Annotated in this window: 18 protein-coding genes; 12 read left to right on the top strand and 6 right to left on the bottom strand. The window is 61.7% G+C overall.

Features of this window, described 5'->3' with window-relative positions:
• The first annotated feature begins 3 nt into the window (after positions 1-3).
• The 6 genes from AX756_RS04200 (at position 4) to urtE (ending at position 6,824) form a co-directional block, all read left to right on the top strand.
• Positions 4-465 carry a phage holin family protein gene (locus AX756_RS04200; RefSeq protein ID WP_068308940.1) on the top strand — a complete coding sequence of 154 codons (462 nt, stop codon included), beginning with the start codon at positions 4-6 and terminating at the stop codon, positions 463-465.
• A 382-nt stretch (positions 466-847) separates the two neighbouring features.
• Positions 848-2,122, top strand: a complete 1,275-nt coding sequence (gene urtA, locus AX756_RS04195) for an urea ABC transporter substrate-binding protein (protein ID WP_068308938.1) — start codon at positions 848-850, stop codon at positions 2,120-2,122.
• Between the two features lie 71 nt (positions 2,123-2,193).
• Positions 2,194-4,152, top strand: coding sequence for an urea ABC transporter permease subunit UrtB (urtB, locus tag AX756_RS04190; protein WP_068308936.1), 1,959 nt, complete (start codon positions 2,194-2,196; stop codon positions 4,150-4,152).
• A gap of 3 nt (positions 4,153-4,155) precedes the next feature.
• A complete protein-coding gene (urtC, locus tag AX756_RS04185; protein WP_068308934.1) occupies positions 4,156-5,388 on the top strand; it encodes an urea ABC transporter permease subunit UrtC in 1,233 nt (410 codons plus the stop codon).
• Positions 5,385-6,125, top strand: coding sequence for an urea ABC transporter ATP-binding protein UrtD (gene urtD / locus AX756_RS04180; protein ID WP_068308932.1), 741 nt, complete (start codon positions 5,385-5,387; stop codon positions 6,123-6,125). Before urtC ends, urtD begins: the two co-directional genes overlap by 4 nt.
• A gap of 3 nt (positions 6,126-6,128) precedes the next feature.
• Entirely contained in the window at positions 6,129-6,824 is a 696-nt protein-coding gene (urtE, locus tag AX756_RS04175) for an urea ABC transporter ATP-binding subunit UrtE (protein WP_068308930.1), read from the top strand.
• A gap of 53 nt (positions 6,825-6,877) precedes the next feature.
• Here the strand turns inward: urtE and AX756_RS04170 are convergent, their stop codons facing one another.
• A complete protein-coding gene (locus tag AX756_RS04170; protein ID WP_068308927.1) occupies positions 6,878-7,984 on the bottom strand; it encodes a hypothetical protein in 1,107 nt (368 codons plus the stop codon).
• Between the two features lie 558 nt (positions 7,985-8,542).
• Between AX756_RS04170 and AX756_RS04160 the strand changes: the two genes are divergently transcribed.
• The 3 genes from AX756_RS04160 (at position 8,543) to AX756_RS04150 (ending at position 11,862) form a co-directional block, all read left to right on the top strand.
• A complete protein-coding gene (locus AX756_RS04160; protein ID WP_068308923.1) occupies positions 8,543-9,196 on the top strand; it encodes a protein-L-isoaspartate O-methyltransferase family protein in 654 nt (217 codons plus the stop codon).
• 66 nt (positions 9,197-9,262) lie between these two features.
• A complete protein-coding gene (locus AX756_RS04155; protein WP_231700975.1) occupies positions 9,263-10,675 on the top strand; it encodes a TolC family outer membrane protein in 1,413 nt (470 codons plus the stop codon).
• 119 nt (positions 10,676-10,794) lie between these two features.
• On the top strand, positions 10,795-11,862 hold the full coding sequence (locus tag AX756_RS04150; RefSeq protein ID WP_068308921.1) for a hypothetical protein: 1,068 nt from the start codon (positions 10,795-10,797) through the stop codon (positions 11,860-11,862).
• Positions 11,863-12,258: 396 nt separating this feature from the next.
• Here AX756_RS04150 and AX756_RS04145 read toward each other — a convergent pair whose 3' ends face one another.
• The gene (locus AX756_RS04145) at positions 12,259-12,579 is read right to left on the bottom strand and encodes a DUF6280 family protein (RefSeq protein ID WP_068308919.1); all 321 of its coding nucleotides are present in this window, start codon (positions 12,577-12,579) and stop codon (positions 12,259-12,261) included.
• A gap of 213 nt (positions 12,580-12,792) precedes the next feature.
• On the opposite strand from AX756_RS04145, the gene efp reads away from it, so the two are divergent.
• Positions 12,793-13,356, top strand: a complete 564-nt coding sequence (efp, locus tag AX756_RS04140) for an elongation factor P (RefSeq protein WP_068308917.1) — start codon at positions 12,793-12,795, stop codon at positions 13,354-13,356.
• A gap of 69 nt (positions 13,357-13,425) precedes the next feature.
• On the opposite strand, the gene AX756_RS04135 is transcribed toward efp, so the two are convergent.
• Positions 13,426-14,232, bottom strand: coding sequence for a fructosamine kinase family protein (locus AX756_RS04135; protein WP_068308915.1), 807 nt, complete (start codon positions 14,230-14,232; stop codon positions 13,426-13,428).
• Positions 14,225-14,986 carry a CAF17-like 4Fe-4S cluster assembly/insertion protein YgfZ gene (gene ygfZ, locus AX756_RS04130; protein WP_068308912.1) on the bottom strand — a complete coding sequence of 254 codons (762 nt, stop codon included), beginning with the start codon at positions 14,984-14,986 and terminating at the stop codon, positions 14,225-14,227. Before ygfZ ends, AX756_RS04135 begins: the two co-directional genes overlap by 8 nt.
• A 69-nt stretch (positions 14,987-15,055) precedes the next feature.
• Between ygfZ and AX756_RS04125 the strand changes: the two genes are divergently transcribed.
• Entirely contained in the window at positions 15,056-15,748 is a 693-nt protein-coding gene (locus AX756_RS04125; RefSeq protein ID WP_068308910.1) for a TIGR04283 family arsenosugar biosynthesis glycosyltransferase, read from the top strand.
• Positions 15,749-15,750: 2 nt separating this feature from the next.
• Here the strand turns inward: AX756_RS04125 and AX756_RS04120 are convergent, their stop codons facing one another.
• Complete coding sequence (locus AX756_RS04120) at positions 15,751-16,491, bottom strand: tyrosine-protein phosphatase (RefSeq protein ID WP_068308908.1); 741 nt, start codon at positions 16,489-16,491, stop codon at positions 15,751-15,753.
• A 283-nt stretch (positions 16,492-16,774) separates the two neighbouring features.
• Between AX756_RS04120 and AX756_RS04115 the strand changes: the two genes are divergently transcribed.
• Positions 16,775-17,971: a pyridoxal-phosphate-dependent aminotransferase family protein gene (locus AX756_RS04115; RefSeq protein ID WP_068308907.1), complete on the top strand. Its 1,197-nt coding sequence runs from the start codon at positions 16,775-16,777 to the stop codon at positions 17,969-17,971.
• On the opposite strand, the gene AX756_RS04110 is transcribed toward AX756_RS04115, so the two are convergent.
• Complete coding sequence (locus AX756_RS04110) at positions 17,968-18,150, bottom strand: hypothetical protein (RefSeq protein ID WP_231700974.1); 183 nt, start codon at positions 18,148-18,150, stop codon at positions 17,968-17,970. The two genes, AX756_RS04115 and AX756_RS04110, sit on opposite strands and share 4 nt — an antisense overlap.
• Between the last annotated feature and the right edge of the window lie 7 nt (positions 18,151-18,157).

The raw sequence follows: 18,157 nt of genomic DNA, 5'->3' as shown, positions 1-18,157 counted from the left end.
GCCATGAACCGTATTGCGCGGAATTTCCAGATCATTCTTCGTTCGGAGAAGCTCATCGCCAGCCGGCAGGTGGCCGTTGCGACCCGCAAGGGCGGCCTGTTCGGGGCGGCGGCTCTAATGGGGGGGATCGCGGTCGTCTTTTTGAATGTCGCCGCCTATCTCGTCCTGGCGGCACGGCTGGAGCCTGCGATGGCGGCCCTGATCGTCGCCAGCGCCAACCTTGTTCTGGCCGGGATCCTGATCGCGCTGGCGAAAGGCATGAGTGCGGATCGCGACGTGGAGGCGGTCAGCGAGGTGCGCGACATGGCAATGGCCGATCTGGAGGGCGAGTTGCAGGAAGCCACCGACGAGATTCGGGAGCTGGCGCAGAATGTGCGCAAGATGACCCGGGATCCATTCAGCAGCGCCAGTTTAAGTGTGATCGGGCCTCTTCTGTCGCTGTTGCTGAAGAATCTCAAGAAATGACCTGCCCAAAAAGGCAGGCGTTTCGGATGGTGCGATCGGCGTGGATTTTCCGATTGTGACGTTCTTGCTGCATCATAATTGATCAATAAACCGACATTACGTCGGGAAAGGCGATTAATTTTAACTCACATGCTTCGTTTGTAGCCGGAGTCGGGGTTTCGGACCGCCCATGATTTGCGCGGGCCAGTTGCCTGCCCTTTGATGCCTCGCGCAGGGCAACGCGCCCCGGCAATCCAGGACGCGGGTCGCGGAAGTCCTCCTTCCAGCGCCTGCAACACAGAAACAGGTGGTACGGCCCGGCAGGGCGAACGCCATACGCGTGAAGCGTGTGCGCGAACGCCCTTAACGTGCCTTCAGGCCGCCAAGAACAGGGACCTGAGACATGAAACTTCGTATGACCTCCGCGCTGGTTGGCGCCCTTGCTTTCGCGACTTCCGCGATGGCCGCAGATGACACGATCAAGGTAGGCGTTCTTCACTCGCTGTCCGGCACGATGGCCATCTCCGAGACGACCCTCAAGGACACGATGCTGATGCTCATCGAGGAGCAGAACGCCAAGGGCGGCATCCTCGGCAAGCAACTCGAAGCCGTCGTGGTCGACCCCGCCTCCGACTGGCCGCTCTTCGCTGAAAAGGCGCGCGAGCTTCTGACTGTCGAGGAAGTCGATGTCATGTTTGGCTGCTGGACCTCCGTGTCGCGGAAATCCGTGCTGCCCGTCATCGAAGAGCTGAACGGCCTGCTCTTCTACCCGGTTCAGTACGAGGGCGAGGAAAGCTCCAAGAACGTCTTCTACACCGGCGCGGCCCCCAACCAGCAGGCCATCCCGGCGACCGACTATTACCTGGAAGAGCTGGGCGTCGAGAAATTCGCGCTGCTGGGCACCGACTATGTCTACCCGCGCACCACGAACAACATCCTCGAGTCCTATCTGAAGTCGAAGGGCATTGCCGAAGAGGACATCTTCGTTAACTACACCCCGTTCGGCCATTCCGACTGGTCCAAGATCGTGGCCGACGTCGTGGCGCTCGGCGCTGACGGCAAGAAGGTCGGCGTGATCTCGACCATCAATGGCGACGCCAATATCGGCTTCTACAAGGAGCTGGCCGCTGCCGGCATCTCCGCCGACGACATCCCGGTCGTGGCCTTCTCGGTCGGTGAGGAAGAACTCTCCGGTCTCGACACGACCAACCTCGTCGGCCACCTGGCCGCCTGGAACTACTTCCAGTCCGCCGAAGCCGAGTCCAACGACGCGTTTATCGAAGCCTGGAAGGCCAAGATGGGCGAAGATCGCGTGACGAACGACCCGATGGAAGCCACCTATATCGGCTTCAACATGTGGGCGAACGCCGTTGAACAGGCCGGCACCACCGATGTCGATGCCGTGCGCTCTGCCATGTGGGGCCAGGAATACCCGAACCTGACCGGCGGCACCGCCGTGATGGGCGTGAACCACCACCTCTCCAAGCCGGTCCTGATCGGCGAGATCACCGAGGATGGCCAGTTCGACATCATCAGCCAGACTGAAGAAGTTCCGGGCGACGCCTGGACCGACTTCCTGCCGGAGTCGGCAGTCCTGACGTCCGATTGGAAAGATCTCGATTGCGGGATGTACAACACCGAGACCTCCAGCTGCGTGCAGATCAAGTCCAACTACTGATCTGACATACGGACGAACCTAAAGGGGAGGGCGGTCAACGCCCTCCCGATCCCTCAGGGCATATCCAGGCAATGACAAGACTAATAATGGCAGCATTGGCCGCCCTGATGCTTTGCGTCAGCATGGCCGCCGCACAGGACAGCCCGATACAGGCGCTGTTGCAGGAACACAGGGCGCTTATCGAGAAAAGCTCCCGCAAGACCATCCAGCCGGCGATCGACGCGCTGCGCGACAGCGGATTGCCCGAGGCGCAGGCCGTGCTGGAGAAATGGCAAGCCAAGGATCTGTGGCAACGCGATGCAGACAAGCTGTTTTTCTTCGGCGAGAAGGTCGACAGCAAGAATTACCGGCTACTCGACATCGCGACCGGCGAAGTGGCAGGTGAGTTTCCCAAGAAGGAGCTGAATCAGCTCAAGCCGAATTCCGGCGTGCGCTCGCTGATCGGCGCCGCGCTGGTGCAGTTCCAGCTCATGGCCAAGGATCCGGCGAAACGGATCGAGGCGCTGGACGCGATCCAGCGCGATCCGGCCGAGGAGCATCTTGTCGCCCTCGCTGGCGCGATCGAGAAAGAGACCGACCCGGACATTCGCGACCGCAAGGAACGCCTCGTGCGGCTGCTGACCATTTCCTACGGCGAGACGGAAGAGGCGCGGATTGCCGCCATCGAGAGCTTCAAGGGCGATCTGGGCGTGGACGTGCGCGGTGCCCTCAACCCGTTGGTGGCGACATCGCGCGAAGTGGCTGTTGGCGCGCTTCACGATGGCGGAAACATCGCCACGGTTCTGAAACCGGGCAGCCCGGAGTTCAGCGAGGCCGAGGCCTATGACCTGCTCGTTTCGAAAGACTTGGTTCTGCCGCGCATCACCGCCGTGGACAGGCGTGCGGCCCTGCAGGAAAACATTACCGACGCCCGCGTGGGCGGTGTCCCCGTCGCCCAGTTGAACAGCGAAGACGCCCGGGAGCGGGCCTATCAGGCCCTGGCCGAGGCCGGGCTCGTGCGCACGGCAGCGACCCAGGCGCAAATTGCCGAGGCGCTCGCCGCCCATGTTTTCTTCGAGACATACTCCGAACCCTCTGCAGCCATAACCGAGGCCGCCAACGACACGCTCTCCAGCATCAACACCCAGGTGGGTTTCAACCAGTTCCTCGACCTGACGCTCGACGCGATGTCGCTCGCCTCGATCTATTTCCTCGCCGCCATCGGCCTTGCCATCACATTCGGTGTGATGGGGGTCATCAACATGGCGCATGGCGAGTTCATCATGATGGGCGCCTATACAGGCTACGTGGTCCAGCAGGTGATCCCGGATTACACCGTCTCGATCATCGTTGCCCTGCCGCTCGCCTTTGCCGTCACCTTCGCGGCCGGCGTGGCCATGGAGCGGTTGGTAATCCGCTGGCTCTATAACCGTCCGCTGGAGACGCTGCTGGCGACCTTCGGTATCTCCATCGCGCTGCAACAGCTGGCCAAGAACATCTTCGGCACCCAGGCCCGTCCGCTGACGTCGCCCGCCTGGCTCGATGGTGCGCTGGTGCTCAATGACGTTGTCTCGATCAGCTATATCCGCATCGCGATCTTCGTGCTGGCGCTGATCTTTCTCGGGGTTTTCCTCTTCATCATGAAACGCACCCGGCTCGGCCTCGAAGTGCGCGCCGTGACGCAGAACCCGCGGATGGCGGCCTCGATGGGCATCAACCCCGACCGCATCAACATGCTGACCTTCGGCCTCGGCTCCGGCATTGCCGGCATCGCGGGTGTCGCCATCGGGCTTTATGCCAAAGTCACCTCCGAGCTTGGATCCGACTATATCGTACAGAGCTTCATGACCGTCGTTGTCGGCGGGGTCGGCAATATCTGGGGCACGCTGCTCGGTGCCTCGATGATCGGCTTCCTGCAAAAGGGGATCGAGTGGATGAACCCGTCCAACACGTTGGCCGCGCAGACCTACATGATCATCTTCATCATCATCTTCATCCAGTTCCGGCCAAGGGGCATCATCGCCCTCAAGGGCCGCGCGGCGGGGGATTGAACCATGGAAAAGAGCTTTCTCACCCGCAATCCTTCCGTGCTGATCTTCATCGCGTGCCTTGCCCTCTTCACCATCGCTGTCACGGTGATGAGCGAGGCCATGGGTTCGGAAATGATCTCCACCTCCTTCGTGAAAACGCTCGGCAAGACACTCTGTCTTTGCCTCGTCGCCATCGCGATGGACCTGATCTGGGGCTTTGCCGGTATCCTGAGCCTTGGGCACATGGCGTTTTTCGGGCTTGGCGGCTACATGATCGGCATGTGGCTGATGTATGCCCGAACGGAGATGATCGTCGAGGCCTCCATGGCCAATGCCGAGATCCCGCCCACCGCACAGGAAGTTGTCGATGCCATCGGCACACAGATCTTCGGCGTCGTCGGGTCCTCCGATTTCCCGGTGATCTGGACCTTCGCCGACTCGCTCTTCCTGCAATTGCTGCTGGTCGTGGCCGTTCCCGGACTTCTGGCGCTCGTCTTTGGTTGGCTGGCCTTCCGCAGCCGGGTCACCGGGGTTTACCTCTCGATCCTGACACAGGCGATGACGCTCGCGCTCGCCCTCTACCTGTTCCAGAACGATTCCGGCCTGCGCGGCAATAACGGCCTGTCGGGGCTGCAGAACCTGCCCGGCGCCGACGCCATCCCGCAGGCCGATATCTCGCTCTGGTTCTTCTGGGCCTCCGCCCTGGCCCTCGGACTGGGTTACCTGCTCGCGGCCTGGGTGGTTTCCGGAAAGTTCGGCTCCGTCATCCGCGGCATCCGCGACGACGAGGCCCGCGTGCGCTTCCTCGGCTACTCGGTCGAAGGCTACAAGCTCTTCGTCTTCACCTTGACGGCGGTCATCGCCGCAATCGCGGGCGCGCTCTACTACCCGCAGGCCGGCATCATCAACCCGGCAGAGATCGCGCCCATCGCCTCGATCTATCTCGCGGTCTGGGTCGCCATCGGCGGGCGTGGGCGGCTCTATGGCGCTGTCATCGGGGCTGCTTTCGTCTCGCTGCTTTCCACCTGGTTCACCGGCGGACAGGCCCCCTCCATCCCGCTCGGCTTCTACACCATCAACTGGGTCGATTGGTGGCAGGTTCTGCTCGGGATCTCCTTCGTCCTTGTGACGCTCTTCGCGCCCAAGGGGATTGGCGGTCTGGTTGATCACTTCACGGGCCGCGTGTCGCCGGAGCGCTATGGCGCGGATCTCGGCCCCGATTCCGGCAGCCTTCAGGAACAGGAAGCCGAAAAATGAGCCAGCTACTCGAAGTCTCCGGCGTTTCCGTCACCTTTGACGGCTTCAGGGCCATCAACAACCTGAGCTTCTCCATCGGTTCCGCCGAACTGCGCGCCATCATCGGGCCGAACGGCGCGGGCAAGACGACCTTCATGGATATCGTCACCGGCAAGACCCGCCCCGACGAGGGCTCGATCCGCTGGGGCGATATGAGCCAGTCGCTCCTGAAGATGAACGAGAGCCAGATCGCCCGCGCTGGCGTCGGCCGCAAGTTCCAACGTCCGACCGTGTTCGAGGACCAGTCGGTCTATGACAACCTCGCCATGGCGTTGAAAAAGGATCGCGCGCCGTGGTCGGTGCTCTTCTTCCGGCCCAAGCCGGAAGACCGCACCCGCATTGAGGAACTTGCGGCGGAGATCGGCCTCTCGGACCAGCTCCATCGGAAGTCGGGCGAGCTGTCCCACGGCCAGAAGCAATGGCTGGAGATCGGAATGCTGCTGGCGCAGGAGCCGCGCCTGTTGCTGGTGGACGAACCGGCGGCCGGCATGACGCTCGCCGAACGTGAACACACGACCGATCTGCTAAAGGAAGCCGCGAAGACGCGCGCCGTTGTCGTGGTGGAGCATGACATGGAGTTCGTCCGCCGACTGGAATGCAAGGTCACCGTGCTGCACGAGGGGTCGGTCCTCGCCGAGGGCAGCCTCGATCACGTAACGAAAAACCAAGACGTCATCGACGTCTATCTGGGGCGCTGAGACATGCTGAAAACCGAAAGCCTTACCCTGCATTACGGCGGCAGCCAGATCCTCCACGGCATCGACCTGGAGGCCGCCGCCGGCGAGGTGACCTGCGTGATGGGTACCAATGGGGTCGGCAAGACCAGCCTGCTCAAGGCGATTTCCGGAACACATCCCCGCTCCGGCGGCACGATTGAACTGGACGGCGAGAAAATCGGCCGGATGCCGTCCCATCTGCTTGCCCGGAAGGGCGTGGGCTATGTGCCTCAGGGGCGCATGATCTTCCCGTTGCTGACGGTGAAGGAAAATCTCGAAACCGCCTACGCCTGCCTGCCCAAGGCGGAGCACGGTATACCGGACGAGATCTTTGAGCTCTTTCCGATCTTGAAGGATTTCATGTCCCGACGCGGCGGCGACTTGTCCGGCGGCCAGCAACAACAGCTCGCCATCGCCCGCGCCATGCTGACCAAACCCAAATTGCTTCTGCTTGACGAACCCACGGAGGGCATCCAGCCCAATATCATCCAGCAGATCGGCCGGGTGATCGAATACCTGCGCGACCGGGGCGACATGGCGATTGTTCTTGTCGAGCAGTATTTCGAATTTGCCTATGGCGTGGCCGACCGCTTCGTCGTGCTCAAACGCGGTGAGATCTCGATGAAGGGCGCCAAGTCCGAACTGGCCAAGGAAGACCTCAAGGGCGCTGTCTCTGTCTGACGCTTGCGGGACCTGCGCGCAGACCGTTTGGTGACGCGTGGAAGCGATGGCGATCAGGCCAGCATCATCCCCAACACGATACCGACGGACACCACGAGGAACGAGACAAGCCCGGAAGCAAGCGCGAGCTTGGCTGTCGAATAGGGCCGCTCGCCGAAGGTCTGCCCGTTGATGCCCGATACCACGACCTTGTAGGGCCGGCCGGAATGGTCGTAGTGGAAGATCCAGACCGGCAGCAGGATCCTGCGGTATCGTGCAGCAATGTCATCTGTTCGAACGGCCAGGGACACGTTTTCCCCGAAGGCGCGGTCTTCGCCGACCTTGCGCTTCGTCCGAAACTGCTTGTCAGGCGCGTTGAAGGCGAACCCCTCGGCAACGCTCTGGTGGTGGCGCTCCGCAGCGAACCCGGCCAGGTAACGCGCATCGAAGGACCCCAGCGCGCCAGGGTCGAATTCATGCAAGATGCCGTCGCGGATCAGGGGGGTGACATGCGGCGAGGCGGGCACCAGGAGATCGTCGAACGCGACAGCGTGGTGACCGGTCGTGCTTCGGGTCACCATGCGCTTGTGCTCGTACTCCATCCAGGTGGCCATGTAGGTCAGCGCTTCCGATGTGTCGAAGGTCCAGAACGGCGCATAGAGACCGGCGCTCCTCGCGGATTTGGCGACATGCTCCGTGAGCCGGTTGGGCGCGCCCTCGCGCGTAGATATCCAGTTCAGTGCGCGGTTTCGTGCGTCTTCGACGGTGATGCGAAACGGGATGAGTGCCATGGCGTCATAGCCGGAACGGCCCGGAACGAGGACCATCGGACCGTTGCAATACGGGCACCGTTCGGACAGCGCCGTGCCGGAAAAGAGCACCGTGCCGCCGCAGCCGTTGCATTGATGTTCCTGCGCAGGCGGCACCCCGCGCGGTTCTGTCTCGGGCGAGTTGGGATCGAAGGGGTATTCCTGTGCAGCCCGGAACTGGTCGGCCGCCTCGATCGCCTGGGCATTGCCACACCCGTCGCAGATCAAGGCTTCCTGAGCCGGGTCGAACCGGCATTGGTTGCCGCAGGCGCTGCAACTCAGTTCGCGTTGCGGCGGTGTGCTCTGCGCTGTTGGCGAAGGGGAGGGGCTGCGCCTTGGAACACGCGGGATCGCGCTGGAATGGGTAAACATGCAGTCGTCTTCCTACCCGGCAGGTCTTGGGAGGTCTCGTATGTCGAAGTGTTTCAGAGGTCCCTTCGACGGCGTCGGGCTGGCGAGGAAATACCCGACGAACAGCGCCAGCCAAAAGACCGTCAGGATCCACACCGCCGGGGCAAGCCATCGGCTCTGCGCACGAACATGGCTGGAAGACTCGAGTTGGGCCTCCCGGTGTGCCTCTCTCTTCCGGATCAAGGTCTCCAGAACGAAAACACCGAAATAGGTGGATAATCCGAAGAGTACAGCCGCGGCTGCAAGGGAGGACAAATAGGTGGACATAAGCGCAAAGAGCCTGGAAACGCGAACTGACCATGCGACCCTGCACGACCACGATGTTTTCAACAAGCATACGGGGAGCGGCAATTTGGTCTCCGGCATCGCGGTCGTCCTGCCGAACCGTGAGTGCCGACACTGATATTGGCTGTCCGGAATGTACTCTTCGATGCCCGACATGCGGCGCGTCGGCAACTTGCCTCGTAGGAACGATTGTGCCACAGAACGACGACGCTTCCGGACTGACAGGTGGATCAGATGAGCAGCTTTGAAACCCAACGCACGACGATGGTCGATTCCCAGATCCGCCCGTCGGACGTGACCAAGTACCCCATCCTCGACGCCCTGTTGGCCGTTCCGAGAGAGCTTTATGTCCCGGCCGGTCAGCGCGATGCGGCCTATGTCGGCAATAACCTGCCGCTGTCCAAGGGGCGCGTGCTGCTCGAACCGCGGACTTTTGCAAAGACGTTGGAAGCCCTGAACGTTCAACCGAACGAAATGGTGCTCGATATCGCGTCTGGCTACGGGTATTCGACGGCGGTTCTCGCGCATCTGGCCGAGGCGGTGATTGCGCTCGAGGAAGACGAAACCATGGCGCGGGAAGCGGAGGCAACGCTCTCTGCGGAGTCCGTCGACAATGCCGCCGTCGTCACCGGGCTGCTGGCCGAAGGGGCCCCGCAACACAGCCCCTACGACGTGATCATTCTTCAGGGCGGTGTGGTCGAGCTTCCTGCCGCGATCGAGGATCAACTGAAAGAGGGCGGCCGCATCGGCTGTCTTTTCATGCAGGGAGCGCTCGGCACGGTTCGGATCGGCTACAAGATCGACGGACGGATCAACTGGCGTTTCTCATTTAACGCAGCTGCGCCCGTTTTGCCCGGTTTCGAAGGCGCGCGCTCTTTCGTGCTGTAAACGCAAGATCCAAATTGCTATAGTCTCAGCAAATAAAGGCAGGCCCCACGAGAAGGAGCAGTTCGCGTGTGGAAATATAGCAATCGTTTCAAACGAAATCTCGCCGGTATTGCGATAAGTGTTCTCGCGCTCACGTCTCTTCCGGCCACGGCCGAAACGCTGACGGACGCCCTGATCGACGCTTATCGCAACTCGAATCTCCTTGATCAGAACCGAGCGCTGCTACGTGCGGCGGACGAAGATGTGGCATCGGCCCAGTCCGCGCTCAAACCCCAGCTTGATTTTGTGACTAGCTGGGCCGGCGCGCACCCGCATCGGGAAATCTATTCCTCTCTCTACAATGCCGGCTTGTCTCGGGATAACTGGGTTGCAACCTACCAGCTTCAAGCCTCCATTTTGCTGTACGCGGGTGGCTCCAGTCGCCTGTCGGTCGAGAGCAGCAAGGAAACTGTTCTGGCCACCCGTGAAGCGCTGCGTTCTGTGGAGCAGAGCGTTCTGCTCGGTGCTGTGAACGGCTATATGGAAGTGCTGCGAGCCAAGGCCTTTGTCTCCTTGCGGGAAAACAACGTTCGCGTGCTCACGCAAGAGAAGCAGGCGACCGAGGATCGCTTCGAGGTCGGCGAGGTAACCCGTACCGACGTAGCACTCGCCGAGAGTCGCCTGGCAGCCGCTGTCAGCCAACTCGAAGCGGCGCGTGGTGACCTCGCGGTGTCGCGCGAAGTCTTCAAGACGGCTGTCGGCCGTTACCCGGGCAATCTCGAGTTCCCCGGGGCGTTGCCGAAAACCGCCCCGAGTGTCGATGAAGCGATTCGGATCGGCGTTCGGACGCATCCGGACATCCGCCAGGCGCAACGCCTCGTGACCGTCGCAGAGCTCGGCATGCGTCTTGCGAAGGCCAATTACAAACCGTCGATTTCCGCCTCGATCGTCTCGCAAACGGATTCCGAATACCAGGATGACGAACACTACATGAGCTTTTCGTTCACGCAGCCGATCTATCGCGGCGGCAATTTTGCCGCGCTGGAACGCAAGGCGATTGCGCAGCGCGACGCCAACCGTGCGAGCCTGTTGCAAACGACGCTTGGCGTCGAGGAGCAGGTGGCCAGCGCCTGGGCCTATATCGATTCCGCGACGGCACAGATCCGCGCCTCGGACCTGCAGATCCGCGCGGCCGAGATCGCGTTTGATGGGACACGGGAAGAAGCTACGCTTGGTGCGCGGACAACTCTCGATGTTCTGGACGCCGAACAGGAATTGCTGGATGCGCGGGCGGCGCGGATTGATGCGATTGCTACGCAATACGTAGCGGTTTATTCACTTCTTTCTGCGATGGGTCTTATGACGGTAGATCACCTGAACCTTGGAATTCAGACCTATGACCCTGCAGGGTATTACAACAGCGTCAAGTCCGCGCCCGCGCGGCTGTCCCCGCAGGGACAGAAACTTGACCGCGTGCTGCGAAAGCTGGGTAAGCAATAGGCGAAACCGGGGCGTGCTTTGCGCTCGTTCGGGCCTGTGGGTTGTCGCTTGGCCTTTCCAGCCGGCGGAATCCTGTGTGATCCTGCGTCGTTAATGTGAGCTGAAGAACAGGAGCAGGCATGTCCGACCCGGTAAGCAACGCTGATATCGAAGATGTTCTGTCGTCGATTCGACGCCTTGTTGCCGGTGACAAGCCGGAAGACACCGGCGCCAGCGCCGCTAGGCCGGCGGAGTCGTGGGAGGATACGGCGCCCGACTCGTCCCGTCAGGGCGAAGAGGCGTTGGTTCTGACCCCGTCTCTGCGGGTGGAAGAAACCGAGGAGCAAGATACTCGGAGCGTTTCGGAGGATCCGGAAGCCGATCGCTGGGAAGAGGATGGCGAAATGGACCGCGAGCCTTCGGCAATTGGAGAGCCGGATCCGGATACGGCACCGGCACACGATCTTGAAAGCGAACCGGCCGAGGCATTGGCGTTTTCTGCGGTTTCCCCGGAGGAGCAGGAAGATGCCGAAGATGCAGACCCCGAGTTGCCGACCTTCATCCGGCCACTGAAAACGCCCGTCGATTCTGAGATATCACCGGACAAGCAGACCGCCGAACCGTGCCCGATAGAGGAGACGGATGTTGAAGAAGAAACTTCGGATACCGCCCCCCCTCTGACGCGACCTGCCCCGCGGGCCGGTTTCATGTTCAGTCCGCTGGACGAGCAGGAGACAGAGAGCGCAATTGACGATGGCGGGGAGGAGCCAGAGGCGCCATTCCTCGACGCATCGGATGCTTTCGAAACAGGAGCGGACGAGGAAGTGATCGCAGTCGCCGATGCCGATCGGGGTGCAGCTTCGGAACTCGAAGCTGACGCGAACCCGCCAGCGGCGCCACAAGACACCCACCTGCACCTCTCGAGCCCAAGCAGCGACGAAGTCGATCTTCCGGATCCTTGGGCACCGGATCTTCACGAGGCAATCTCCGATCACTCCGAGGCAGACGAGGACGAGCAGGGCGAAGCGCCTGACAATCTATTTGCCTCCGGCGCCGCTGTGCTGGACGAAGACGCATTGCGGGAAATGGTGACCGAGATGCTGCACAAGGAATTGCGGGGCGCGCTCGGTGAGCGGATCACGCGAAATGTGCGAAAGCTGGTTCGGCGCGAAATTCATCGGGCGCTTGCGTCCCGGGATTTCGATTGACCGGCGAGCACGAGTTCAAGGCTCGAAACCTGGGAAGAGTCGGGCGATAGTTGCCACTGTCTCGACATGTCATCCTAGGCTGCCGAAACGCACCTGTCTGCGGACACCGGGACCTGAGCGTTCAGAAGAGAATTGGACACACCGCCTGTCATCCTCGCGGTCGAGGCGAAGCCGAACGGCTGGCAGCGGCAGTTCAACTATGTGCCGAGTTGCTTGAAGCACGCCATCCTTGAATTGATTGCACGAACGCATTCGGCGCCGTTGTGCCAATGGCGCACGGTGTCGTTACAACGGTTCGCGTGGGACGCCATTAGGTGACGCATCCAGCCCGATCCAACAGAAAAAAGCACGCGCCGAAGGCGCGCGCTTTTTTGCGTTGATCGCTTTAACAAAAAATCAGGCGGCTTCAGCCTGCTCGGCGGCTTGGCGACGTTCGCTTTCTTCACGCGACAGCGCAACCGAGGTGCGAACACCGTTCGATACAAACTCCATCAGGCCGGATACGACCCGTTCGTTCGGGTCAATCCCGGCACAACTCAACACTTCGCGGCCATCACGAGACCGCGCCCAGCGGGCAATCTGTTCAGGGCCGTTGCCGTATTTCTTGTCGTCGGCGATGGCATCATCCAGTGCGGCCAACACGACAGCGGCAAAGAGCTTGCGCGCCCGTTGACCCTGTTCGTAGTTGAATGCCGTACCGTCAACGAAATCGGTCATCTCGTCGTCCTTTTTATTCTTGCTCTTGTCTTTTCGGCGTGGGGCCGAATATGACGTTTTTGTAGCGATTCGGTATTTCCGTTTCGGAATGGCTCCTATGCGCTGACGTCATAGCTGTTGTGGCCCTGACGCCATATCTGGTCGGCTTGTCAGGAGGCAGCCACCAAGATATAGAAGCCGGCAAAATTCGTTCAAGCGCCGTAAAGGTCAAATATGCCGAAAATCAATGGAAACGAGATCCGCCCCGGGAACGTTCTGGAGCATAATGGCGGTCTCTGGGTGGCCGTGAAAGCAGACCACGTGAAGCCGGGCAAGGGGGGCGCCTTTGCCCAGGTCGAACTGCGCAACCTGCGCAACGGCTCCAAGCTGAACGAGCGATTCCGCAGCGCGGACAAGGTCGAGCGCGTGCGACTGGAGCAGAAGGACCAGCAGTTTCTCTATGAAAATGATGGCATGCTGGTCTTCATGGACAATGACACGTTCGAGCAGATCGAGCTTCCGGCGGAGATTCTCGGCGATCGTCGCCCCTTCCTTCAGGACGGCATGACGATCCAGATCGAGTATCACGAGAGCGAGGCCCTGAGCGCGACCTTGCCGCAGAAAGTTGTCTGCAAGGTCGTGGAAACCGAGCCTGTCGTGAAGGGTCAGACCGCGGCGAACTCGTTCAAGCCGGCGATTCTCGATAACGGCGTCAAGGTTATGGTGCCGCCCTTCGTCGGGCAGGACGAGGATATCGTGGTCAATACCGAGACCATGGAATACTCCGAGCGCGCCTGAGGCAGACTGCCGATAATTGTGAAGTCAGAAACGGGGCGGCCGAAATCGACGGCCCCGTTTTGCACCGTTCTAAGTGCCGAGAACGGAAAGGCGTTGTTCGACCATCCCCCGATATCCGGAACCGAACAGGCGAAAATGCACGAGTGCGGGCCAAAGCTGATAGGCCGCCAGCCGGATCTCTGCACCCGGTTCGACCGCTCCGTATTCCTGCCAGAATGCCGCCGGGGGCTGTCCGAACAGCGTGAACATCGCCAGGTCCACCTCATTATGGCCGAAATAGCATGCCGGATCGATCAGATGCGCGCTGCCCGTTGGGCCAAACAGCACATTGCCGCTCCAAAGGTCTCCATGCAGGAGCGCGGCATCGGGCTGGGCCGGCAGCAGGTCAGGAAGCCGGGCTGCGGCGGTCTCGATGCGGCACGCAAGCTTTGCGGGCAGGTGGGGGAGAGACGGCAGAAGCCGGTTTTCAATCCAGAAACTCGGCCAGTTCGCACGAGAGCTGTTGTGGATTTCGACCGAGCCGAATGCATAGTCCTCCGGCCAGCCGAACGCTTCGCCAGTATGGCTGTGCAGGTGGTTCAACCCTCGCGCGAGCGCCGTCCAACCGGCGGCGGACGCGGAGGATTCCGGGAGGTATTCGAGGAAAAGATGCCGCCCGGAGACGCCCAAGACAGCGGGGACGGGAGCTTCGGTCCCCGCCATTGTCCGCAGCATGGCCGCTTCTGTTTCGACCAGCGGGCCGGTCTTGGCGACGACTGAGCGGCCATCTTCCAGATCCAGCAGTGTTACCTGTGAAAGGTCGCCACCGTGCAACGGACGGACGGATTTCGGTGGTTGTCCGAACATGGCCCGAACATGTTGGCCGAGATCACGCATTTCGCCAGTTCAAGGTCGCATCGCCGGCCCGCATTTCCCCTGTGGCCCGGTCGAAACGCAAATAGGCGATGGCCTTAGACCCCGATTGGGTGAAGAGCGTCCCGGCGGGTTTGCCAGCCGCAAGAATCTCGGTGCCAACCGGTGCCTGCCCCGCGACCGTGACGGTCACAAAGCCTTTCTTGAGTTCGGTCTTGTGTTTCATCCGGGCGGTCACCTCCTGGCCGACGTAGCAACCCTTGCGGAAATCCACTCCGTGCAGACGTTCGAAGCCCGCTTCGAGGATGTAGGTGTCGTTCGGAATCAGCTCGATACCGGACTCGGGAATACCGTTTTCGACCCGGATTGCGTCCCAATCGATGTTGTCTTCCCGGGGGGCGGCGCTCGTGTAGAGGCGCCAGCCAAGTTCCGGGCTGCGGGGGTCTGCAACCGCGCCTTCCGGTGGCGTGCCGAGACCGCGCCTGACGTTCATCCCGCTTTCTTCAATTGTGACATCGGCCCGCAGCCGGTACATCGCCAGCCGCTTGGCGAGCGCATCGGCCAGCGGTTCGGCCACGTCGAGCAGGATGCGCGCTTCCTCCTGAACGAGGAAGAAATCCGCGAGGTACTTGCCCTGCGGCGAAAGCAGGGCGGCATAGAGGATGCCAGCCTGGGGCAGGCGATCCACGTCATTTGTCACCAACCCTTGCAGGAAAGAGGCCCTGTCGGTGCCGCCAATGGCAAGTACCCTGCGTCCGATGATCGCTTCGCTCGTCATTTCGCGCTCCTATCCATCCGTTTCGTCATATAGGGGAGAGAGCACCGCCCTGACAGTCCGGAGTTTGAAATGCCCGCGCCGCTATCGGTCATTATTCCCACGTTGAACGCCGCACCGAAGGTGGCGGGCCTGCTGTCGGATCTCATGGGAGGCGTTGCCGCAGGCCTTGTGCGCGAGGTCATCGTGAGCGATGGCGGCTCCAGCGACGATATCGAAGATCTGGCCGAAGCGGTCGGTGCGGAGTTCCTGTCCGGCCCTGCGGGGCGCGGTGGGCAGCTCGTCCGGGGCGTTGCGGCTGCGCGCGGCGATTGGGTGCTGGTCCTGCACGCCGACAGCGAACTTCCGGAAGGGTGGAGCAACCTGGTGCAGGCGGCGATGGCCGATCCGGCCCATGCGCATGTGTTCCGTCTGGGTTTCCGGGAACGGGGCATGGCGGCTCGGATCGTGGCGGGCTGGGCGAACCTGCGGACATGGCTGTTCCGGCTACCTTATGGTGACCAGGGGATGCTGATTTCGCGCGCGCTTTACACGGAGATCGGCGGGTACCGAGACATCCCACTCATGGAAGATGTTGCGCTCGCTCGTGCGCTGAAGGGGCGGTTCGATATGCTTCCAGCCGTGTTGACGACCTCTGCGGAGCGGTATTGCGCCGAAGGCTGGCTGCGGCGGGGCGGGCGTAACCTTCTGACATTGATTCGCTATCTGGCCGGGACGGATCCCGAGAAGCTGGAGCGCGGCTATTCCCGGCAACCGGGCCGCTGAACTCAGTCGGAGGGTGTCGGTTCTGCCGGTTTCGGAAGCGCCATTTTGGCCTTCCAGTCCTTGCCGGCCTGCTTGGCCCGGAAGCTTTTGCCCGCAACCCGGTGGTCGTACTCGGTACGGAACCAGGTTTCCATGTCGATCGGGGAGGCTGCGTTGCGCAGCTCGTACATGTCGATGATGTGGTCGACGATGCCGGTATCGGTCCAGTCGAAATGGATATACTTCACGGCAAGATGCTTGCGCGCGTCTTCCAGAGGGACACCTTCGATGATCGCCTTGTAGAGCACGGCGGCAAAACCGGCCCGGTCCGCGCCCGATTTGCAGTGCATTACGAAGGGCTTGGGCATCTCGCGCATGGTGTCGATCAGCCGGACGATCTCGTGCCTTTTCGCGGCCTTGCGGGCATAGATCTTGGCCACGCGCAATTCGAGGCCGAGTTCCTCGCAGGCCTCCTGCTCGAAAAGCCAGGGCGAATAGCCATCGGCGCCGCGCAGGTTCAGGACCGCCCTGATGCCCATCTCCTTGTAGCGCAACAGACGCTTGGGGCCGGGATGGTTGGAGCGGTAAACGTCTTCCGCAACCTTGTCGAAATTGGTCCAGGGAACGCGCAGGAAGGCGTGGTCGAACAGGTTGAAATGCCACATCGCCTGCCGGCGCAGCTCGGGTGTCGAGATGTCGTCGCCGAAGGAACGTCGCAATCGGCGCTCGTTGGTTTCGAACCAATCTGAAAGACGCTTGAACATGAAACCTGCCGGATCGTGGAACCTGCCGCGAACACGGCGCCGGGCGGGTCTACCCCGAACGACGGGATCGGGCAAGTTGCGTGACGCCAGGGTAATTTTCCCGTCCCGCGCGGGCCTGTCAGATCGAGAAATCTCGGATGGCAGAAGTTTTGGGCCGGGATGCCCGGGAAAACGGCAAGATAGCTCTGGGATGAGTCTTTGGACTCCGCCTGATGCCGCGCGATTGACCTGACTTCGGCGCCGTTTTACAGCCAATTATCCGATCCCTTGGGAGTTTTCCGAGATGACCCTGTCCCGTGGCAGCCATTACCTTGCCATTCCCGGCCCCTCCGTCATGCCCGACGAGGTTTTGCGCGAAATGCACCGGCCGGCTCCCAACATCTATACCGGCGAGTTGCACGAGATCGTCGACTCCATCATTCCCGATCTGAAACAGGTGGCACAAACCTCCGGTGAGGTGGCGGTTTACATTTGCAACGGCCATGGTGCCTGGGAGGCGGCCACAACCAATATTTTCTCACGTGGCGACAAGGTCCTGGCGCTCTGCACCGGTCGGTTCACCCATGGCTGGGCCGACATGGTCGCGCCTTTCGGGTTGCAGGTCGAACGGTTGGATTTCGGGCGGCGGGCGGCGATCGATCTGGACGCGGTGGAGGCTGCACTGGCGGCCGATGCCGGCCACGAGATCAAGGCGGTCTGGGCGGTGCATGTCGATACAGCCACATCGGTTCGCAACGACATTCCCGGGCTCAGGAAGCTTCTGGACCGGCTCGGCCATCCGGCGTTGTTTGTCATCGATGCCGTGGCCAGCCTGGGGGTGGACGAGTTCCGCATGGACGAATGGGGTGTCGACGTGACGATCACGGCCAGCCAGAAGGGGCTGATGACGCCGCCAGGGCTTGGCTTCGTCTATTTCAGCGAGAAGGCGGCGGCGGCACGAGAGCAGGCCGATCTGGTCAGCGGCTACTGGGACTGGAAGCCGCGTGTGTCAGCGGAGGCCTTCTACCAGTATTTCTGTGGTACGGCGCCAACCCATCACCTCTACGGCCTGCGCAAGGCGCTGGATCTGATGATGGACGAAGGCATGGAGCGGATCTGGAAGCGGCACGATGCGCTGGCCGGTGCCGTCTGGGCCGCCGTGGATGGATGGGGCGCCGCCGGCCCGCTGGAGCTGAACATTGCCGATCCGGCGATCCGTAGCCGCGGGGTGACATCGATCCGCGCCGGCAAGGAAAACGGCACCCGCCTGCGCGATTGGGTCGGCGCCCATGCTGGCGTGACGCTGGGTATTGGACTGGGCATGGGAACCGAGGAGGACCCGGCCTCGGACGGCTTCTTCCGCATCGGGCATATGGGATATGTTAATGCCCAGATGGTCATGGGGGCGCTCGGAGCGATCGATACCGGGTTGAAGGCAACGGGAATTCCGCACGGCCCCGGTGCGCTGGAGGCCGCCTCGCGGGTTCTGTCGAAGGCCTAGCGGCGGCGTCTTTGCAGGAAGTTGAGGGCGCGGTCCGCGGCAAAGCCGAAGAGCAGGACCGCGGCGAAGCCGAACAACGCCCAGATCGCGCAGAGCAGGCAAAACAGGTTGATGCCCAGTGTGACCAGAGCGGCGGTCGTGTAGTCGGGTGCGCTACCAAGCGAGTGGCGTTTCATCATCATCGGT

It is taken from the genome of Aliiruegeria sabulilitoris (assembly GCF_001558155.1).
GTDB lineage: Bacteria > Pseudomonadota > Alphaproteobacteria > Rhodobacterales > Rhodobacteraceae > Tropicimonas > Tropicimonas sabulilitoris.
This window is presented reverse-complemented; position numbering and strand designations above follow the sequence as displayed.

Bases quoted from the DNA above. Each gene is read 5' to 3' on its own strand.
- AX756_RS04200 (WP_068308940.1), top strand. From the start codon at position 4: ATGAACCGTATTGCGCGGAATTTCCAGATCATTCTTCGTTCGGAGAAG.
- urtA (WP_068308938.1), top strand. From the start codon at position 848: ATGAAACTTCGTATGACCTCCGCGCTGGTTGGCGCCCTTGCTTTCGCG.
- urtB (WP_068308936.1), top strand. From the start codon at position 2,194: ATGACAAGACTAATAATGGCAGCATTGGCCGCCCTGATGCTTTGCGTC.
- urtC (WP_068308934.1), top strand. From the start codon at position 4,156: ATGGAAAAGAGCTTTCTCACCCGCAATCCTTCCGTGCTGATCTTCATC.
- urtD (WP_068308932.1), top strand. From the start codon at position 5,385: ATGAGCCAGCTACTCGAAGTCTCCGGCGTTTCCGTCACCTTTGACGGC.
- urtE (WP_068308930.1), top strand. From the start codon at position 6,129: ATGCTGAAAACCGAAAGCCTTACCCTGCATTACGGCGGCAGCCAGATC.
- AX756_RS04170 (WP_068308927.1), bottom strand. From the start codon at position 7,984: ATGTTTACCCATTCCAGCGCGATCCCGCGTGTTCCAAGGCGCAGCCCC.
- AX756_RS04160 (WP_068308923.1), top strand. From the start codon at position 8,543: ATGAGCAGCTTTGAAACCCAACGCACGACGATGGTCGATTCCCAGATC.
- AX756_RS04150 (WP_068308921.1), top strand. From the start codon at position 10,795: ATGTCCGACCCGGTAAGCAACGCTGATATCGAAGATGTTCTGTCGTCG.
- AX756_RS04145 (WP_068308919.1), bottom strand. From the start codon at position 12,579: ATGACCGATTTCGTTGACGGTACGGCATTCAACTACGAACAGGGTCAA.
- efp (WP_068308917.1), top strand. From the start codon at position 12,793: ATGCCGAAAATCAATGGAAACGAGATCCGCCCCGGGAACGTTCTGGAG.
- AX756_RS04135 (WP_068308915.1), bottom strand. From the start codon at position 14,232: ATGCGTGATCTCGGCCAACATGTTCGGGCCATGTTCGGACAACCACCG.
- ygfZ (WP_068308912.1), bottom strand. From the start codon at position 14,986: ATGACGAGCGAAGCGATCATCGGACGCAGGGTACTTGCCATTGGCGGC.
- AX756_RS04125 (WP_068308910.1), top strand. From the start codon at position 15,056: ATGCCCGCGCCGCTATCGGTCATTATTCCCACGTTGAACGCCGCACCG.
- AX756_RS04120 (WP_068308908.1), bottom strand. From the start codon at position 16,491: ATGTTCAAGCGTCTTTCAGATTGGTTCGAAACCAACGAGCGCCGATTG.
- AX756_RS04115 (WP_068308907.1), top strand. From the start codon at position 16,775: ATGACCCTGTCCCGTGGCAGCCATTACCTTGCCATTCCCGGCCCCTCC.
- AX756_RS04110 (WP_231700974.1), bottom strand. From the start codon at position 18,150: ATGATGAAACGCCACTCGCTTGGTAGCGCACCCGACTACACGACCGCC.